We start from the raw sequence: 18,406 nt of genomic DNA on the forward strand, positions 1-18,406 counted from the left end.
GTTCCAGATCCGCGCGGTGCCGTCGCCGCTGGTGGTGAGGATGTGGGTGTTGTCGGGGCTCCACGCGCCGCCGGTCACCCAGCCGGTGTGGCCGGTGAAAGTTGACAGGCGGGCGTGCGTGGTGGGGGTGCGTGGGGCGGGCGCCAGGAGCCAGCCTGGGCGGGGGGATGCGTCCTCGCGGCAGTGCAGGGCCTGGGTGCGGTAAGCGTGGGAGCCGTCGAAGTGGGCGCCCCGCAGGTCGCAGCGGCGAAAGATCGTGCCCGGGAGGCTGGCGCGGCGTAGGCGCGCGTCGCGCAGGTCGCTGTCCATGAACTCGGCCCGGGTCAGATCGGTGTCGGTCAGGTCGGCGCCCGTCAGGTCGGCGTCTAGTAGTCGGGCGCCGACGAGCCGAGTGCCCGCGAGGACGGCGCCGCGGAGATCGACCCGGCCGCCACCCTCAATCCGCCAGCCCGCCAGGTCGGCTCCTGCCAGCACGGACCCGCGCAGCGCGTGATGCGGATGGCCGCCCCGCGTGGCGGCGAGGCCGTAGGCGAACGCCAGCACGGCGGCGGGGTCGGCTTGGCCGCCGGGCGGGTCCGTCGCCAGCGATCGCAGGGTCGCGACGCACCGTGACTGACGGCGGTCGTCCAGACCGGCCAGGAGCTGGCCGAGGAAGTCGAGGGTCTCCCGGCTCGGCACGCCGAGCTGCCAGGCGTTGCGGGCCGAGGACTCGGGCAGCTCCAGCGCGCGGGCCAGATAGCGGGCGAGCCAGAACTCGCGCAGGGACGTGTGCGCGAAACCGAACGTGTCGTCGTCCCGGCGGACCAGGAAGGTCGCCGTGCGCAGGTCGTCCTTCCAGCGGGCCGGTGCGCGGGCGGGATAGTGCAGTTCCAGGTCGGGGCGCTCGGCGAGGAACGCCAGCATCCATCGTTCGATCTCGTCGGCCGACCAGGAGGCCCGGCCCGCCCGCCACAGCCGGGCGGCTAGGTCCTCCATCAGCAGCTCCTTGTGCTCGGGGAGCAGCGAGTGCTTGCCTTCGTCGCGTTCCAACCACTGCCCGACGAACGACGCGTACAGGTCTACGGCCCGCACGGTCCGCCCGGCGGCCTTCGCCCGTTCCACCGTGTCGAGCTGGTCGGCGACCATCCGCAGTGTCAGCGGCCGCTGGGACAGCTCTCCCAGGTCGTGGACGCTGGCGATCAGCGCCAGCAGGCGGTCGGCGTCGCGGCCGGGGACGTTCGCCGTCAGGTAGGCGCGGACCTGCTCCTCGTCGAACGGCAACATGAGCAGCGCCAGGTACTCGGCGCCGCGGGGGCCGTCGCGGTGCTGGCCGGTGAGGTGCCCGGCTTCGTCGCGGATCGAGCGGAAGTAGTGGGTGCGACACGACAGCAGCAGCCGGCTCGGCCGCGCCGCCTGGCGCTCGGCGTCGCGGGTGCGGCGGACATCCTCGGTCGCCCGCCACAGCATGCGGGTGAACACCTGGCCGGCGTGCGGGTCGAGGTGGACGAGCACCTCGTCGAGCCCGTCGAAGATCAGGATGCAGTTGCCCTCGGCGACGAGGTCCAGCAGCCGTTCGGCGCTGTCGGGGCCGCCGTGGTCGCCGGCCCGCAGCAGGGCTGCGACGATCTCCTTCAGGCCGAGGGCGGAGCGGGCCCACGCGGCGGTCAGGTCGCGCAGGTCGAACAGGATGGGCAGCGGCAGCGACGCGTCCCGCTCGCGGCGGGCGAGCAGCTCCCGGGTGAACATCTGGATGGTCGTGGTCTTGCCCATGCCGACGTCACCGAGCAGCGCGCACAGGCGCCGCGCGTCCGCGGCGTCGTCCGTCGCCCAGGTCAGCAGGCGTTCGATGGCGGGTGTCGGCTCGCCGAGCGGGCGCGGCACCGCGGCGTCCGAGGCACCCCCGCCGAGCGCGGTCTCACCGAGCTTCGTCGCGACCGGCTCGTAGTCGGGCGCCTTGCCACCCGCCAGCCGGTGCGCCATCGCCTCCCCCTGCTGCCAGCGCGCGGTGTCGTCCTGCTCCGGTCGGGACGCCGTGGCCGGGCCGCGCTCGGCCGACTCCGACCGCCGCGCCGGCGGCCCGCCCTCTACGGAGCCGGGCCACGAGGCCGGTCGCTCCAACAGCCGGTCCTGGACGAGCCGGAGAACGTCGCGTACGAAGCGCAGCTGCGCGTCGCGGCCCGCGCACTGGCTGAACGGGCGTTCCGCGAACTGGACCGCGCCGCTCGCGGGCCGGGCGCCGCTGGGCACCCCCTCCAGAGCGACGGTGAGGGGTCGGCGCGTGGTTCGACCCGGTGGCTGCTGTCCGCGCGCGCGGGCGCGGGCACTGTCGAGATCGATGACGACGTCGGCCGACGCCCGCAGGCGGCGGCGCTCAGTCGCGACGTCCGCGCCGAGCGGGAGGTCGAGGGCGGAGGTGATGCGATAGCCGGGCACCGCCGCGACCTGATCGATCATCAGGTCGACGAAGACCTGCTCTCGCCGGTGCGGCGCCTCCGATGGTCGCCCGGCGATCTCGATGTGGACGACAGGGGTCAGCACCTCCGTCACCGACGCCGGCACGGACTGGCCGATGACGCGATCGGCCTGGCGCCGGGACAGCTCGGCCAGTTCCTCGCTGGTGCCGTCGGCGCCCTCGAACCAGCAGAATCGGCCGGTCGGCGGCGCCTTGCGACTGTCGGTGACCAGCCGCAGATCAACCTTCGCCTGCCGGGCGAGGCGGGTCAGGTCCGAACGGAACTTGCGGAACGAGTCCTGCGCCTTCGCGTCGTCGCCGCCAGGGGTGGCCACCGCCAGCGCGCGGGGCAGCGGGATGCGGTCGTCCTCGTCGATCAGGTCGGCGAGCTGGCCCAGCCGGGTCGACTGCAGGCCGGTCAGGTGATCGCCGAGCTGGGTGAGGCGACGCAGGACGGTGCGGCGGGGGAGGCGGGGCATCGGGGGCGCGGCGCTCAGGCGGCGTCGGCGAGGATGCGGCGGCGGATCTCCGAGGCCAGGCCCAGCGCGAAGCGTTCTCGGCTCGCGCCGCGGGTCTCGGTGAAGCTGCGGCCGCCCGCGCCGGTGTAGATCTGCCGGGCGTCCACGCCGTAGAGCCGGCGGGAGCCGTCCAGCTCGACCCGCCTGAGCATCACGGGCAGCACCTTGTCGGCGTCCGGCCCGAGCAGCCGTGGCAGCTCCTTGGTGAGGATGTACGAGCTGGCGAAGAAAGCCGGACTCAGGAGCAGCAGCCCGTAGTCGCAGGCGGCGAGCTGGTCGAGGATGCGGCCCTCCCAGTTCTCGCCGATGCGCAGGTCGGAGTCCTGCCAGGAGGTGATCTCGACGTCCGCGAGGGTGCCGAGATGCAGCCGGTCGAGCAGTTTGTCCTTGTAGGTGACGTCCCGGTGACACCAGCTCACGAAGATCGACGCCTGGACCACTTGGGTCATCGAATCCCGCCTCTTCACGATTTTCCGGATCGGCTTCCGGATCAACTGCCGATGACCTTACCATGACGTTCCGTCGCAAAGGGACGCCGTGATCGGCGGGCGGAGACCCGCGCCCAGGCCGTGATGAGCCGTAGATTCTCGGAGCCGGAGCCGGAGCCGGAGCCGGAGCCGGAGCCGGAGTGGGGGCATCGGCGGCGAGTGCGGGAGTGCGGGTGCGGGAGTGCGGGTGCGGGAGAGCGGAGGAGGTCGCGGGTGGGCGTTACGTCGGTGGACGGGCTGGCCGGCCTCGATGGCACGGTCGGTGCGGTGCTGGCCGCCTACGATCTCGGCGCCGAGCCGCAGGCCACGCTGCTGCATGTGTCCGAGAACGTGACGTACCAGGTCACGGACGCCGCCGGCGGGCGGCGGTGGGCGTTGCGGCTGCACCGGCCGGGCTATCACGGCGTCGAGGAGATCCGGGCGGAACTCGCCTGGGTGGAGGCGCTGCGCGCCGACACGGTCGTGCGCACGCCGGCGGTCGTCCCGACCCGCACCGGTGGGGCGGTGGCGACCGTCCACGCCGGGCTGGTGGCGCGGCACGCGGTGCTGTTCGAGTGGATCGAGGGTGACTCGCCGCAGGCGCTGGCGCCCGACGCGCTGCCGGGTGCGTTCGGCCAGCTCGGCGAGATCACCGCGCGGTTGCATCGGCACGCCCGGCACTGGTCGCGCCCGCCGGGATTCACCCGCTTCGCCTGGACCTGGGACACCATGCTCGGCGCCGCCGGGCGCTGGGGGAGCTGGACCGAAGGGCTCACCGGGGCGCTCGCCGCCGAGCCGATGTCCGGCGCCGAGGTGCGGGCGGCGGTGGCGCTGGTGGGGCGGGTGGTCGAGGTGATATCCGGGCGGATGGCCGGGTTCGGGACCGGGCCGGAGCGGTTCGGCCTCGTCCACGCCGACATGCGGCTCGCGAACCTGCTGATCCCCGCGCCGGCCGGGGACACGATCCGCGACGAGGTGTGTGTCATTGACTTCGATGACTGCGGGTTCGGGTGGTATCTGTGGGATCTGGCGGCGTCGTTGTCGTTCCTCGAGCATGTCGAGGGTGTCGGTGATCTCGTCGCGGCCTGGCTCGCGGCCTACCAGCGTCGATTGCCGCTGACGGCGGCCGACGTCGCGATGATTCCCACGTTCGTCCTGGCGCGCCGGCTGCTGCTGGTGGCCTGGCTCGGCACCCACCCGCATTCCGACGCGGTGGCGAGCGTCGCCGACTTCGCCCGGCAAAGCTGCGCGCTCGCCGACGCCTACCTGGCCGGACGGCTGCTCGGCGACGTCTGACGCGCGGCCGCCGAGGTCGAAAAGGCCCGTCGTTGACGGGCCTACATCAGCGGCCAGGCGCTGGTCATCGACGGCGGCCGGACGCTGGCCGAGTCATCCGCGCCCCGGGGATGACGGCGCTCAGCGCAGGTTGAGGGGGTCTGCGGCGATCCGGGTGGCCTGGGCGCGGGTGAGGTGGCCCGTGGCGACCAGGCGGTCGAGAACATGGGTCTGGCGTTGGCGGGCGGCGTCGAGGTGGTTGTACGGGTCGTAGGCGCTCGGTGCCTGGACGAGGCCGGCGAGCAGGGTCGCCTGGGTCCAGGTCAGCGTCGTCGGGGTGCGGCCGAAGTAGCCGGCGGCGGCCGAGGTGATGCCGTAGTAGCCGTGGCCGAAGTAGACGGTGTCCAGGTACATCCGGAGGATGTCGGTCTTCGAGTAGCGGGCGTCGAGCTTCACCGCGAGTGCCGTCTGTTCGACGCGGTCGGTGAGGGTGCGGCGGCCGCCGGTGTAGAGGATCTTCACGAGCTGCTGGTCGAGGGTCGCCCCGCCCTGGTCCTCGTCGCCGAGCAGCGGGCCGACGACGCCGCGCACGGCGCCGACCGGGTCGATGCCGTGGTGGGAGTAGAAACGGCTGTCCTCCGTGGCGACCAGCGCCTCGACCACCCGGGTGGGCAGCGCGCCGGACAGTGCCGTCGCGTGATGTTCTGCGGCTTGGGCCGTGACCTGGGCGTGCGCGTCCGACGTGGACGGGGTCGCGACGAGCAGCACGCCGAAACCGGCGGCGAGTGCCACCACAGCGGCCAGCAGAACCGCCAGGACGCGCCGCAGGACGCGGACCCATCGCCGCCCGCGGGCGGACCGCCGCGGACCGTACTCGACGTCGCCCCCGTGCTGACCTGGTGGACCCTGCTGACCTCGTGGTCCCGGCGGCTCGTCGCCCCCTGCGGCGTCGTCCCAGCGACGGCGGGTCGGCTCAGGGCGGCCGGGCCGGAAGGTCGGTTCGGTGTCCCCGGTCGGTGGGCCCCACCAGCCCGGTTCGTCGCGGCTCCCGGGATCCACCGGCGTGCGCGGCTCGACGCTGGCCTCCGCGCGGGCTCCGCGTCGGGATCGGAGGGGGCGACCGCTCGGGCCGAGCCGCAGACCCCTGGGCAGGGTGTCATGCATGCGGGCTCTCCTTCCGCGGTCCGCGTGACCGGTGCGGTGACTGCTGCCGGATCGAGTGTCCCCATCCGGGATGTGAGCAGGCTGTGAGCGGACCACATTCGCCATGCGGCCGCCATCGCGCGCCTGGGAAGCGGCCTGTCCGCCGGGCTGTCCGTCCTGTGCCAAGGGTCTGACTGGGCGCGTTTCGAGAATTGTGCGGATGTTTTCCCAACTAGTCCCGCATTCTCCGTCGAATTGATTTCAGCCGGACCCTCCTGCCGGAGATTGTACGCAGGGTGGCGGGGGTATCTGGTCGGGGCGTGCCGTGCGGCGGTTCCGACGGCGAGGAAACGCGTCGGGAAGTCACGGCAGCGCGACTCTCGAAAGGATGGCCATGACAGTACTCAAGGCTTTCCGGAATCTTGTGCTGACCATCGTTCTCGCTTCCACTGCGTTTCTGATCGCCGCACCGGCCGGCGCGGCGACACCGACACCGGCGTCGCCCATGCCGGCCGTCGCCTCACCGCCGCCGGCGGCGGCCGCGGTCAAGCCGCCGGAGACGAAGCCGTACGACCATCACGGGGACAAGCACCGGATCTGCCGACCCGGCTACTGGGAGCCCGGTTACTGGATTCCCGGATTCAGCTGGCACGGCCACTACTTCCCGAAGATCTGGCATCCCAGGACCTGGCACGAGGGCACCTGCTGGTGGGGGCCGTGGCATTCGGACTGGCAGATGCGGCACTGAACCGAACGATGGACTGAACCGAACGATGGACTGAACCGAACGATGCACTGAACCGAACGGTGCGGTGAGCTGAGCGGTAGGCGCCCGGACCACGGTCCGGGCGCCTATTGCGAGGGCAGGACGCGTCCGCACTTCGGCTTGCCGCTGACCGGGGCGAAGGCGGAGCCCTTCGGGTTCACGCGCACGTAGTCGTAGCAGGGCGTCACGGCGGTGACCCCGCGGCTGAGGTTGATCGGCGCCGGCAGCAGGCCGTCGGCGTCATAGCGCGTCTGGCGGCGCAGGCCGGCGAGCACTCCGGCGCGGGTCGGGCAGACCCCGGCGGCGGTGATGCCACGCAGCAGCAGGTCGGCGCTGATCCAGCCGACCAGGGCGGGCCCGTCGGGCAGTGCGGCGGCCTGCGGTGCGTGGGCCGCCAGCGCGGCGAGGAACCGCTTGTGCGCCGACGCGTTGATCTCGAACGGCGTGTAGTCGAGGAACGAGTACACCCCGGCCGCCTTGTCGCCGAGCGTCGCCAGCTGCGAGCGGTCGTAGCTCGTCGGACCGCCGACGATCGCGGCGAGACCGAGGCCGGCTTCGCGCACGCCCCGGACGAGTTGGTAGAACGTCGGCGCCGGGACGAAGGCGATCAGGCTGTCGGCGTCCGCGGCCAGGATCTGGTCGGCGAATCCCTGGCGGTCGAGCGGGCCGGCCGGGACCTGCAGACTGGCCGACACGCGCAGGCCGGCCGCGCGCACGCTCTGCTCGGCGGCCTGCGCCATCGCCTGGGTGCCGGGGGAGAGCTGCAGCGCGACCGTGGCTACGCGCCGGGCTCCCTGCTCGTTGAGGAAGTCCCCCCAGCCGCTCGGCGCGGGCTGGGAGACCAACGGCCGGGCGTAGCTGAAGACGTTGGCGCGCGCACCCACCCCCGGGTCGGTGATCTGCCCGTCGACGACGGGCACGCCGTCGTCCGAGAGCACCTTCGCGGATCCGGCGGAGGCCCCGCTGAACTGCAGAATGGCCAACGTGTCGTCGTCGCGGGCGAGGACGCGTCCGCCCACGGCGTTCAGCGACGGGGACCCTTCGTCGTCGGCGACCTGGTAGCCGAGGTGGCGGCCGTTGATGCCGCCCTTCGCGTTCGCCTCGCCGAGGCGGGCGTCGACGCCCGCGCGAAAGCGCGCGCTGGTATCACCGTCGTCGGGGGAACCGGAATACAGCATTCCGAGGTTGATGCTGGAACGGTCGACTCCCGCGGTGTTCGGGCATGGTTCCAGGCCGCCGTTCCTGGCCTGGTCCAGGACGTCCGTCCCGCCGCACGCCGCGAGGCCGGTGACCGCGCAGGCGGCCGCGGCACCCGCCGCGATGACCAGACGCAGGCTTCTTCTCATTCCTCACCGTTTCCGTGCGGGCCGGGCGTGGGCCGTCCACCAAAGTGGTGGACGGGCCTCTGCGGGCCCGGAATCCGGCTTGACGGTGGCGCCCGGGCGGGCGCGCCGGCGGATTCGGAGACCGGGTGAGAGGCAGCACAAGGTAACGGAAAGGTGGTCGTCGCGGATCGGGTATACCCGGATATACAAACCTTTGGGCTACGCATATCCGGGAACGGCCGAGGGGTCCGGCGGTGCATATTGCGGATGGTGATCTTTGTGAAATTCCCATTGTTACGGGCCGCTTGGTGAACGGGCTCCGCGGGCTGACCGAGGGTGGTCTCTGGACCACGGCGAGATTGCCGGTTACCTGGGACGGGGTAACGCGTTATGCCGGCCAGGCATGCGGCTGTGGTCGCGGGTCGGGTTCACCGGCGGGTGCGGGTGGGCGGCGCGCCCGGCCGGACCGCCTGTCGGCGCTGCCTTCCGCGGTTCGGGGTACGGACGACATCAAAACCCCACAAATACCGTGAAAATAAGATCGCCCGCAAATCGACCCTACCGATGGTGCGGATCGCCCGGTCGGCGGCGGGGGCGTCCGCCGCCCGTCGGCAGGCGCGGCCGGAGTCAGCGGCCGGTGAAGCGGGGTTCGCGACGCTCGGCGTTGGCCCGGATGCCCTCGGCGAAGTCGGCCGTGGCGTGCAGGACCGCCTGCTCGGCGGCCTCCCGCTCGGTCGCGGCCTGGATCGCGGGGACGAGATCCGCCCACATCGTCGCCCGGACGCTGCGCACCGCCAGGGGCGCCGCCGCGGCGATCCCGGCGGCGAACTCCACGGCCGCCGCCCGCAGCCCGTCCACCGGGGTGAGCCGGTCGGCCAGCCCGATCCCGAACGCCTCCTCGCCCGTCACCCGCCGGCCGGTGTACAGCATGTCCAGCGCCTTCTGTCGGCCGACGACCGTGGGCAGGGTCACAGTCAGGCCGAAACCGTGGTGCAGACCGATCCGGGTGAAGTTCGCCACGAACCGGCTTTCAGGCGTGGCGATCCGGAAGTCCGCGGACAGGGCGAGCCCCAGCCCGCCGCCGATCGCGACGCCCTGCACGGCCGCGACGACCGGGAGCGGGGCGGTGAACAGCCGGCTCGCGGCCGCGTACAGGGCCAGCGGGCCGCGTCCGGTGAAGACCGGCTCGGCGGCGCTCGTGCCCACCAGGTCCGCGCCCGCGCAGAAGTGTCGGCCCTGGGAGGCGAGGACGATCACGCGGACGTCGGTACCGGCGGCGAGTTCGTCGTAGGTGTCGGCGAGTGCCTCGATCAGCGGCGCGTCGAAGTAGTTGTGCGGTGGCCGGCGGATCTCGACGACGGCGACGTGGTCGGACCAGGTCTCGACAGCGATCTCGGTGGCTGCGGTCATGAGTTCCTCCGGTGCTTCGGGGTCGTCAGGGCTGGTGGCCCGCGGCGCCTGCCGGTTGGCGGCGGGTGGGTGACGCGGTGTTTAGCCTGGTGCTTATACCGCATCCGTCGGATTCCTGTCCGGCGGCTGGATTTACGGGTCCAATGGCATGAATCGGTGGCGCGCGGGAGAGCCGGGCGGCAAGAATCGACGGGGCTGGGTGGGTGATATTCGCGCGCTCGGCCTGTTGTTCGAGTCAGGCGCTGTCGCGGACGTCGGTCATTAGGCCGTTAATGCGTTCCCAGTCGGGTCCTCCGGCTCGGGCTTTGTCTGGTTCGCCAACAGAACCGAAATTATCCGTGAACCCGTGTCGAAGGAGTGATCATGATTGGTGAGGGGCTCGGGGGGCCGGCGGGAGTGGAACGGTCCGGACTGGTCCCGGCCACGCCGCCGGGCGTGTCCGCCGGCCAGGTCTGGGCCCGCGGCGACTACTCGGTGATCGCCCGGCTGCTGGTCGGCCTCGGCGGGGATCTCGTCCGGGCGGCCGGTGTCACGCCCGCCCACCGGGTGCTCGACGTGGCCGCCGGCAGCGGCAACGCGGCGATCGCCGCCGCGGAACTCGGTGCCGAGGTGACTGCGGCCGAGCTGACCCCCGCGCTCATCGAGCGCGGCCATGAGGCCGCCGCCGGCCGCGGCGTCACGCTGGACTGGCGGCAGGCCGACGCCCAGCAGCTCCCGTTTGTTGACGGCGAGTTCGACGTCGTACTGTCCTGCATCGGCGTGATGTTCGCCGCGGACCAGGCGGTCGCCGCCCGTGAGCTGCTGCGGGTGTGCCGCCCGGGCGGGACGGTCGCGCTGGCCAACTGGACCGCCGACGGCGCGATGGGTCGGCTGTTCGCCCTGTTGGAGCGGCACGCGCCGATCCCCCGGGAAGGCCAGGCGGCGCCGACCGCGTGGGGGGACCCGGCGCATGTCCGGACCCTGTTCGGGGACCGTGCCTCCCGGTTGACGACCCATCGGCGTACCGCCCGCGTCGACTTCGACGGGTCACCCGCGCAGTGGTGCGCGCTCTACCGGGCGTCGTTCGCGCCCGTCGTCGAGACCTACGAGCGGATCGGCGCGGACCCGAAGCGCCTCGCCGCCCTCGACAACGACCTGCTCCGGTTCGCCACCGGGGAATACCTCGGTTCGCTCGGGGGGCCTGGTCGCTACGAGTTCGAATACCTCCTCGTGCTGGCCGAGCCGGCGGCCTGAGCGCTACGCCGGTCCCGCACCGTTTGGGGGTTCCGTCGCGGCGGATTCAGGCCGGGGACACCGGCCGGTACGTCGGCTGCGGTATCTCCGTCCCGCTGGCGGGGCTCGCGCCGACGACGACCCCGGCGGGGGTGATGCCATCGGCCTGGTTCGTGTTACCCCTGACCTTTTCCAGCAGGGTCAGACGGCCGGCCCGCCAGCGGAAGGCGTGGGCGTGGCCGTCGGCTTGCGTCACACCGGCGACCACGCCCTGGTCGGTGAGGCCGCACACCTTCGTGGCGACGCCGGGCTTCCCGATCCGGATGCGCCGGCCGGCCTGCCGGAGAAACGCGGAGTCGTCCTCGTCGGACGACACCAGCACCTGCCCGGCGCTGTTGATCGCGACGGAGTAGGAGACGGAGCAGGAGCCCGTCGATCCGGGCGGTGTGCCGAGGTCGATCACTCGGCCGCGAGCCCACAGCGTGGCGTGGTTGAAGCCCGTGGCGTACCGGCATCGGGCAAGTACTTTAAGGAGTTTAATAATGACTTTGCGTTGAATCGATGGTCGCGACATGCGCCGGGCTGTCACTCTCGGATTACCAACCGCGGTCGGCGCGCCGACCTGCGTCAGGGCTGGCCGGCTGCGTCCGCGCCCCACGGCAGTGCCTGCGACCCGTCTCGGCGGCTGACAGGCACCCCCATACGGGTGGCTTCCGCCCTGGACTGTGCCGGTGGGTTGAACCGGGCGCCCGGATGGGCCGTGATGGTGGGCGTGCAGGCGCGGTGGGGCGGTGAGATCGGGGTCGGTGACCCCGCCGCAGAGTTCGTGCGCGCCGTCTACGAGGAACACGGCGAGGCGCTGCTCGCGTTCGTCACCCGGATGACCGGCGACCGGGCCCAGGCTGAGGACGTGTTGCAGGAGACGCTGCTGCGGGCCTGGCGGCACGCCGGTCGTCTCGGTGCCGACGGGCGGCCGCTGCGGCCCTGGCTGTTCACGGTGGCGAGCCGGATCGTGGTGGATGAGCACCGGGCCCGGCAGGCGCGGCCGGCGGAGGTCGGCGCGGAACCCCTGGAGCAGCTCCCCGCGGCGAACGAGTTGGATCGCGCGATGGAGAGCTGGCAGGTCGCGGAGGCGTTCCGCGCGCTGAGCCCGGAGCACCGCGCCGCCCTCGTCGAGACCCACTACCTGGGCCGGTCCGTGGCCGAGGCCGCAGCGAGGCTGGGAATACCGCCCGGAACCGTGAAGTCCCGGGTGTACTACGGACTACGGGCGTTGCGGCTGGCGCTGGAGGAACGGGGGTGGGCGACATGACAGGTGACTGCGCCGCCCCGAAGATCGCGCTGGGTGCCTATGTCCTGGGGGCGCTGGATCCCGCGGAGCGCTCGGAGCTGGAGATCCATCTCGCCGGCTGCGCGGTCTGCCGAGCGGAGCTGGCCAGCCTTGCCGGCCTGCCCGGCCTGCTCAGTCGCCTGCGGCTGAGTGACGTCACGGACTTCGACGGCACTGGCCTCGACGGCACTGGCCTCGACGGCACTGGCCTCGACGGCACTGGCCTCGACGGCACTGGCCTCGACAGCGCCGGTCCCGACGGCGCCGGTCGGTCCGACGGCGCTGGGCCGGCCGGGCGTTCCGAGCGCACCGGGGCGCATCGCCGTCCCGCGGTCGCGGCGGGCGGCGGGGCCGAGCGGGCGCTCGTCGCGATGCGGCGGTCGCGCCGGGCCAGCCGCCGCCGCACGGCGCTCGGGGCGGTCGCGCTCGCCGCCGGGGTGGCCGCGGCGGCCGTCGGCCTCACCGCGGCGGTCGGTCCCGGCGGCGGGGGTGTCGAGCCGACACCGCCCGGCCGGATGGTCACGGCGACCGACGCGACCAGCCGGGTCGAGGCCTGGGTGTGGATGACCGCCGACCCCGCCGGCACGGCGTTCACCCTGCGGTTGGCGAACGTGCCGCCCGGCAGCCACTGCGCGCTCGTCGCCCAGTCGGTGGACGGCCGTCGGGAGACCGCCGCGAGCTGGGAGGCGAACTATCACCACGGCTACCAGGGCGTCGAGGTGCGCGGGACCGCGGGCATCGCGCCGTCGGACCTGTCCCGGCTGCTCGTCCTGACCGATGACGGCCGCCAGCTCGTCGCCCTGCCGGGCCATCCGACCTGATGCGGCCCGCAGCCGCCCGCCGCCGGCGGCGCCCCCCGCGCCCGGCCGGATCAGACCCGGCGGGCGGCGCTCATCCCGGGCAGCAGGGCTCCGGCGGCGAAGCACGCGGCGGCGGCGACGAGGGTGAGCGTCACCTCGGTCACGGTCGTGGGCGGCACCAGCCGGGTCGCGGACAGCGCGAACACGCCGAACAGGCCCACCGCGCAGCCGGCGGGCACGAACCGCAACCCACGCTGCCACCAGGTCGCCGGTGCGGCATGCCGGCCCAGCGGCAGCAGCGCCACCGCCCACAACAGACCCATCAGGATCAGCAGGCCCAGTCCGAACAGGCCGTAGATGGAGAACAGCGAGCCGCGCACGTTCGCCGTCCCGTCCGCGCTGGCGACGGTGTGCAGGTCGGTGTCGCGGATCGCGACCTCGATGGGCAGCAGCCCGGTGGCCCGGCCGTCGAGGTCGCGGATGTCGACGTCGACCGTCCAGTTCGCCGAGCCGCGAGCCGGCACGATGGTCCGCACCCGGGTGTCGTAGTCGAAGAACGTCAGGCCCAGCACGGTGCCGCTCAGGCGCACCGAGTCGACGGGCAGGTCCGATCGGGTCAGGTTGCGCATGCCGACCACGACCCGGACGACCGAGCCGGCGTCGAGGGTGAGGCCACGGCTGCCGAGGGACTGCCCCGCGACGGTCACCTGAAGGTCCACGCCGCTGCCGCCGGCCGCTCGTGCCGGCGAGGCCGGGAACAACACCAGCCAGCCAAGGCACGCCAACAAGCATGGTGCTATCAGAATACTTTTTCTAGGTGGTGCCACAGTCGGCAATACGATATCCATGACTTCCCCCCGACTCCGGATGCCCGGTCAGCCGACTGTTATTCTAGCGATCGTCGTATGGGTGGGGCTTCCGCCGCTTACGTCAGGCGCGCATCACGTGTTTTGACCGGCCCCGGGGACGGGCCGGCGTCGGACGTGTTGCCGGTCGCACCCGGGGGGGCGCACGGATGACTGGCCATCGAGCGGCTGGCCGCGTCAGGTCATGGCCACGGCGAACGGCACTGCCAGCGGTCTTTTTCGGCGTGCTGCTTCTCTGCGTCGGTGTGGGCACCGCCGCCGGCCTCGGCGGGCCGGCAACCGCGGCCACCGCCGACTCCGGCCGCGGCGCGGACCAGGTCGTTCCGGCCGCGTCCACCGACGGCGCGGCGGTCCCGGGGGCCGACACCTCGACGTCCACCTCGGCCGCCGTCGCCACGCAACCCCCCGCTGACAGCGGGACGACCTCGGCGGGCGACACCTCGTCACCGGCCGGGTCCGCGGGTTCCGGCGGCGGTACCCCGCCGGGCGCTGGCTCGCCTACCGGCGGCGGAGGCAGCGGTACGCCTGCCGGGCCCGCCACCGGCGGTGGCACCACGAGCGCCGGGCCGTCGACGGACACCGGCGGCCCGACGACGCCGCCCACCAGCATCACGCCGACGCCGCCGCACGCCGACCCCGCGCCCACCCCGACCGACACCACCACGCCGACCGTGACACCCACCCCGGCGTGCTCGGCCCCGGCCGCGGACGGCGCGAGCGGCACCTGCCCGTCCGATCCGGCGCCCTGCCCGACCGGCCGGTCGGCCGGCTCCGACGGGATCTGCTCGCCAGGCCCGACGGCCTGCCCGGCCGCCACGCCCGCGCCGGGGACCACCACGGGCAACCAGTGCGCGCCGTCGCCGACCTGCCCGAGTACGATGCCCGCCGGTCACGGCGTCGCCGTCGCCGTGCGCGCCACCGACTGCCCCACGCCCTGCCCGACGCTCACGGCGGGGTCGTCCGCCCGGACGGGCTCCGAGTGCAGGCCGACCTGCACCGCGGCCGCCGCGGGATCGGACTGTGGCTCGCCGACCTGCCCGAGCGCGACGCCCGCCTGGCCCTACTTCCCGGAGTCGGCGTCGCCCTGCACGGTCAGCCCCACCGCGACGGAGCCGGGAACGAACCAGGGCACGCCACGTGAGCAGACGGTCACCTGTCCGGACGGGTCGGTGCGCAGCAGCGTCGACCAGTGCCTGCCGCCCCAGCGGTACTGCGCCGGCTCGCCGGTCAGCGTGCCCGTGGGGCAGGCCTGCCCGCCGCCGCCCCGGCCGGAGCCGCCGGTGCCCGTCATCTGCTGGGACGGCTCGCAGCACGCCGCCACGGCGGACTGCCCGGCCGGCAGGCTGATGTGCCCGGGTGGCGCCTCGGTGGAGCTCGACCAGCAGTGCCCGGTGTCGGCGCCGCCGCGCTGCGTCAAGGGGAAGGTGCGGGTGCTCGGGGTGTGCACCCCGGCGCAGCGCCCGGGCGACCCGGCGCCGCCCGTCGGGCAGCCGGTCGCCCGGGAGGCCAGGCCGGGAGAGCTGTTGTTCGACCGGACCGTCGTCACCGCCGGCGACACCCTGTTCGCCCGTGGAGCGGGCTGCCGCCCCGGCGCGCAGGTGACCCTGACGGCCAGCGGCGAGCTGGTCGGACAGGCCGTTGCCGACCAGGCCGGCACGTTTGAGACAGTCGTACAGTTCGCCAGTTTCCGGCCGGGGTACCGTCCGGTCGAGGTGCGCTGCGGCGAGGAGTTGACCGCCGGCATCGACATGGTGCTGGTCTCCGCCGACACCAGCGCCTCGACCTCGTCGGTACTGCTGCCCCTGTTCCTGGCCCTGTCGTTCCTCGCGGTGCACTACCAGATGGCGGCGCGTCGGCGACGCCGCAGCCGGGCACTGCGCCGCTAGCCGCCGGGCGGCTCGTCGTCGCCTTCTGTCGACCATCAGGGTGGGAAGTGAGGTACCGATGGCCCACCCGTCCGCGCCCGGCGCCGCCGAGAAGAAGGACGGCGCGAACGCGCCCCGTCGCGGCGAGGCGGCCGCGGACCCGAGGGAACCGGCCACGCCGAACGAGCCAGCCGCGGCCTCCGGGCCGATCGACACCCACGGGTCCGCCGCCACGGGCGGATCGGGCGGGTCCGCTGGCGGCACCGGCTCGGCCGGCGGCAGGGGCGGGCCGGCCCAGCCCGTCGAGCCGGCCGAGGTCGGCCCCTACCGGCTGTTGCGACGGCTGGGCGCCGGCGGGATGGGCACTGTCTACCTGGGGGAGAACGCCGCCGGCGGACAGGTGGCCGTCAAGCTGATCCGGCCGGACCTGGCACGCCTCGCGGAGTTCCGCGTCCGGCTCAAGCAGGAGGCGGACAACGCCCGCCGGGTCGCCCGGTTCTGCACCGCCGCGGTCCTCGACGTCGACATCACCGGCGAGCAGCCGTACCTCGTCACCGAGTACGTCGACGGCCCGACCCTCGCCGAGGCCGTGGCCCGGCGCGGCCCGCTGACCCCCGCGGAGCTGCACCAGCTCGCCGTCAGCATCACCACGGCGCTGATGGCGATCCACCGGGCCGGCATCGTGCACCGCGACCTGAAGCCCTCGAACATCCTGCTGTCCCGGCTCGGCCCGAAAGTCATCGACTTCGGGATCGCCCGGGCGCTGGACACCGCGACCAGGATCGGTCCCGACTCGGGCGCGGACCGTCATCTCGGCACGCCGGCGTTCATGGCGCCGGAGCAGGCCCGCGGCGAGCAGATCACCTCGGCGGCGGACGTCTTCGCCTGGGGCGGGGTGCTCATCTACGCCGGGACGGGCCGTTTCCCGTTCGGTAGCGGCGACGCGCCGGGCCTGCTGTACCGGACGGTGAACGACCCGCCGAACCTCGACGGCCTCGACGGCAGCCTCCGCCCGCTCGTCGAGGACGCCATGCGCAAGACCGCGGCGTACCGACCCGGCGCCGAGCAGCTGTACGCGCGCCTGCTCGACCTGCGCGTCGACGTTCCCGTCAAGCCCCGGGCGCTGGCCGAGGTCACAGCCCTCATCCGGCCGTTGAACACGCTGCCGCCGCGCACCGGTGGCGCCGCCGTCGAGGGCGACGTCGCCGGACCGATCACCCCGGTCACCGGTCGGCGACCGAGCGGCCCGCCGCCGGCGGTGGCAACGGGCGGATCGATGGGTGCGGCTGTCCACCCGGGCCGGTCCGACCGCGCCGACGCCGACGCCGACGCCGACGCCCCGGGATCGTCACGTACGCCGACCGGCGCGGGACCGGGTCAGCCGAGCGGATCGGCGCGGACGTCCGGCGGCTCCACCGGGTCGGGCGAGGCCGCCCCGTCCGGCGAGTTCCCGGTCTGGCACCCCGCGGACCAGTGGGAGGTTCACCCCCGGGTCGATGACGGGCTGATCACGGTCTGGAACGACCGGGACACCGCCGGCCGCGGCGACGGGCGTCGGCGTCCGGCCATGGACCCCGCCGACGAGCTGACCGGGCTGGTGCCCGCCGCCAGGGTGCCGACGCGACCCGACGGCGGACGGGCGGCCGCCGGCCGCGGCCCGGGGCCGACCGCCGGCGCGGGCCGACCGCCACGGACGGCCAGTCAGGTCCGGCACGCCCGGATCCAGCTGATCGCCGCGGTCGTCACCGTGGTCGCCGTCCTCGTCGGGGTCGTCGCGGTGCTGGCCAGCAGGAACGGTGGGAAGGGAAGCACGACCAGCGTGCCGGCCTCGGTCGCCGGGCGGGCGATCGGGCTGCAGGACAGTGATCCGGCGCTCGCCCGTCGCCTCGCGCTGGCGGCCTACCAGGTGGCGCCGACCCTGGCCGAGACCAGGGCCGCGATGATCGGCCTCTTCGGCGGCCACGTGACTCCCGTGACCACCGAGGTCGGCTCCGCCGGAGTGCTCTCCGCGGCGGTCAGCCGGGACGGCCAGCGGATCGCCACCGGCGATCGTGACGGTGTCATCACGCTCTGGCAGGTCACCGACCGCACCACCCTGACCCGCCTCGACTCGGTCCCCAGCGTCGGCTGGATCGACGCGCTGGCCTTCAACGCGGGCGGTGACCTGCTCGTCTCCGGCAGCACCGACGGCACGGTCCGGTTGTGGAACCTCGCCGACCCCAGGAACATCCACCGCTGGTCCATCGGACGCGTGCACACCGACGCGGTGCGCACCGTCGCCTTCAGTCCCGACGGCAACACCCTCGCCTCCAGCGGCGCCGACGGCGTCCTCGCGCTGTGGGACGTCACCGATCCCGCCCGTCCGACGACGCGTTCCCACGTCGACACCGCCACCGGCGGCGTGTACGAGGTCGCGTTCGCCAAGGGCGGGCAGACGCTGGCGGTCGCCGGCGAGGACGGCTCGGTCGGGTTGTGGGACATCCGCGACCAGGCCCACCCGACGCGCGGTCAGGTGCTGCGCGACCACACCCGCGCGGTACGCGCCGTCACCTTCACCACGGACGGCGCGTCGCTGGTCTCCGGCGGGATCGACGCCACCGTGCGGCTGTGGGACGTGACCGACCCGGCCCATCCGACGCCGCAGGGGACCATTCCCGGCCAGTTCGGCGGCGTCGCCAGCGTCGCCGGTGGGGACGGCGGCATCGTTGCGTCCGGCGGTGACGACGAGACCGTGCGCCTGTCCGCGGTCAGCAACCCGGCCCAGCCGGAGCCCCTCGTCACGTGGCCCGGGCACACCCAGCCGATCAGCGCGGTCGCCGTCATCCCGCACACCGGCGTCGTCCTGTCCGCCGGGAACGACGGCACCGTGCGGCTGTGGGACGCCGACCCGGGCCGGCTCGCGACGGCGGCGTGCACCGACCCGGCGAACCACATCACCACCGGCGAATGGGCGAGCACCTTCGGCTCGATGGCGTATCACGCTCCCTGCCCGTAGCAG

14 protein-coding genes are annotated in these 18,406 nt (G+C 73.6%); 7 read left to right on the plus strand and 7 right to left on the minus strand.

Features of this window, described 5'->3' with window-relative positions:
- Window positions 1-2,910: pentapeptide repeat-containing protein (locus MXD60_RS16640; RefSeq protein WP_248820172.1), on the minus strand; the 2,910-nt coding region annotated here is incomplete at its 3' end.
- A 14-nt stretch (window positions 2,911-2,924) separates the two neighbouring features.
- A complete protein-coding gene (locus MXD60_RS16645; protein WP_248820173.1) occupies window positions 2,925-3,398 on the minus strand; it encodes a toll/interleukin-1 receptor domain-containing protein in 474 nt (157 codons plus the stop codon).
- Window positions 3,399-3,650: 252 nt separating this feature from the next.
- Between MXD60_RS16645 and MXD60_RS16650 the strand changes: the two genes are divergently transcribed.
- Window positions 3,651-4,712 (plus strand): phosphotransferase enzyme family protein, encoded by a 1,062-nt coding sequence (locus tag MXD60_RS16650; protein WP_248820174.1) that lies wholly within the window; start codon window positions 3,651-3,653, stop codon window positions 4,710-4,712.
- 120 nt (window positions 4,713-4,832) lie between these two features.
- Here the strand turns inward: MXD60_RS16650 and MXD60_RS16655 are convergent, their stop codons facing one another.
- Complete coding sequence (locus MXD60_RS16655; protein WP_248820175.1) at window positions 4,833-5,855, minus strand: biosynthetic peptidoglycan transglycosylase; 1,023 nt, start codon at window positions 5,853-5,855, stop codon at window positions 4,833-4,835.
- Window positions 5,856-6,228: 373 nt separating this feature from the next.
- Here MXD60_RS16655 and MXD60_RS16660 point away from each other — a divergent pair, with 373 nt between their 5' ends.
- Entirely contained in the window at window positions 6,229-6,582 is a 354-nt protein-coding gene (locus tag MXD60_RS16660) for a hypothetical protein (RefSeq protein WP_248820176.1), read from the plus strand.
- Window positions 6,583-6,686: 104 nt separating this feature from the next.
- Here MXD60_RS16660 and MXD60_RS16665 read toward each other — a convergent pair whose 3' ends face one another.
- Entirely contained in the window at window positions 6,687-7,946 is a 1,260-nt protein-coding gene (locus MXD60_RS16665) for an ABC transporter substrate-binding protein (RefSeq protein ID WP_248820177.1), read from the minus strand.
- A gap of 606 nt (window positions 7,947-8,552) precedes the next feature.
- Window positions 8,553-9,335, minus strand: a complete 783-nt coding sequence (locus MXD60_RS16670; RefSeq protein WP_248820178.1) for an enoyl-CoA hydratase/isomerase family protein — start codon at window positions 9,333-9,335, stop codon at window positions 8,553-8,555.
- Window positions 9,336-9,698: 363 nt separating this feature from the next.
- Here MXD60_RS16670 and MXD60_RS16675 point away from each other — a divergent pair, with 363 nt between their 5' ends.
- Window positions 9,699-10,568: a class I SAM-dependent methyltransferase gene (locus MXD60_RS16675; RefSeq protein ID WP_248820179.1), complete on the plus strand. Its 870-nt coding sequence runs from the start codon at window positions 9,699-9,701 to the stop codon at window positions 10,566-10,568.
- A 46-nt stretch (window positions 10,569-10,614) separates the two neighbouring features.
- Here the strand turns inward: MXD60_RS16675 and MXD60_RS16680 are convergent, their stop codons facing one another.
- Window positions 10,615-11,121, minus strand: coding sequence for a hypothetical protein (locus MXD60_RS16680; RefSeq protein ID WP_248820180.1), 507 nt, complete (start codon window positions 11,119-11,121; stop codon window positions 10,615-10,617).
- Window positions 11,122-11,310: 189 nt separating this feature from the next.
- Here MXD60_RS16680 and MXD60_RS16685 point away from each other — a divergent pair, with 189 nt between their 5' ends.
- Together MXD60_RS16685 and MXD60_RS16690 are read left to right on the plus strand one after the other, a co-directional pair.
- Entirely contained in the window at window positions 11,311-11,859 is a 549-nt protein-coding gene (locus tag MXD60_RS16685) for a sigma-70 family RNA polymerase sigma factor (protein ID WP_248820182.1), read from the plus strand.
- Window positions 11,856-12,698 carry an anti-sigma factor family protein gene (locus MXD60_RS16690; protein WP_248820184.1) on the plus strand — a complete coding sequence of 281 codons (843 nt, stop codon included), beginning with the start codon at window positions 11,856-11,858 and terminating at the stop codon, window positions 12,696-12,698. Before MXD60_RS16685 ends, MXD60_RS16690 begins: the two co-directional genes overlap by 4 nt.
- A 50-nt stretch (window positions 12,699-12,748) precedes the next feature.
- Here MXD60_RS16690 and MXD60_RS16695 read toward each other — a convergent pair whose 3' ends face one another.
- Entirely contained in the window at window positions 12,749-13,396 is a 648-nt protein-coding gene (locus MXD60_RS16695; RefSeq protein WP_248820186.1) for a hypothetical protein, read from the minus strand.
- A gap of 371 nt (window positions 13,397-13,767) precedes the next feature.
- Between MXD60_RS16695 and MXD60_RS16700 the strand changes: the two genes are divergently transcribed.
- Complete coding sequence (locus tag MXD60_RS16700) at window positions 13,768-15,429, plus strand: hypothetical protein (protein WP_248820187.1); 1,662 nt, start codon at window positions 13,768-13,770, stop codon at window positions 15,427-15,429.
- A gap of 58 nt (window positions 15,430-15,487) precedes the next feature.
- Window positions 15,488-18,403, plus strand: coding sequence for a WD40 repeat domain-containing serine/threonine protein kinase (locus MXD60_RS16705; protein ID WP_248820189.1), 2,916 nt, complete (start codon window positions 15,488-15,490; stop codon window positions 18,401-18,403).
- The last annotated feature ends 3 nt before the right edge of the window (window positions 18,404-18,406 follow it).

Origin of the sequence: Frankia sp. AgB32, assembly GCF_023243045.1 — a bacterium.
Lineage (GTDB): Bacteria > Actinomycetota > Actinomycetes > Frankiales > Frankiaceae > Frankia.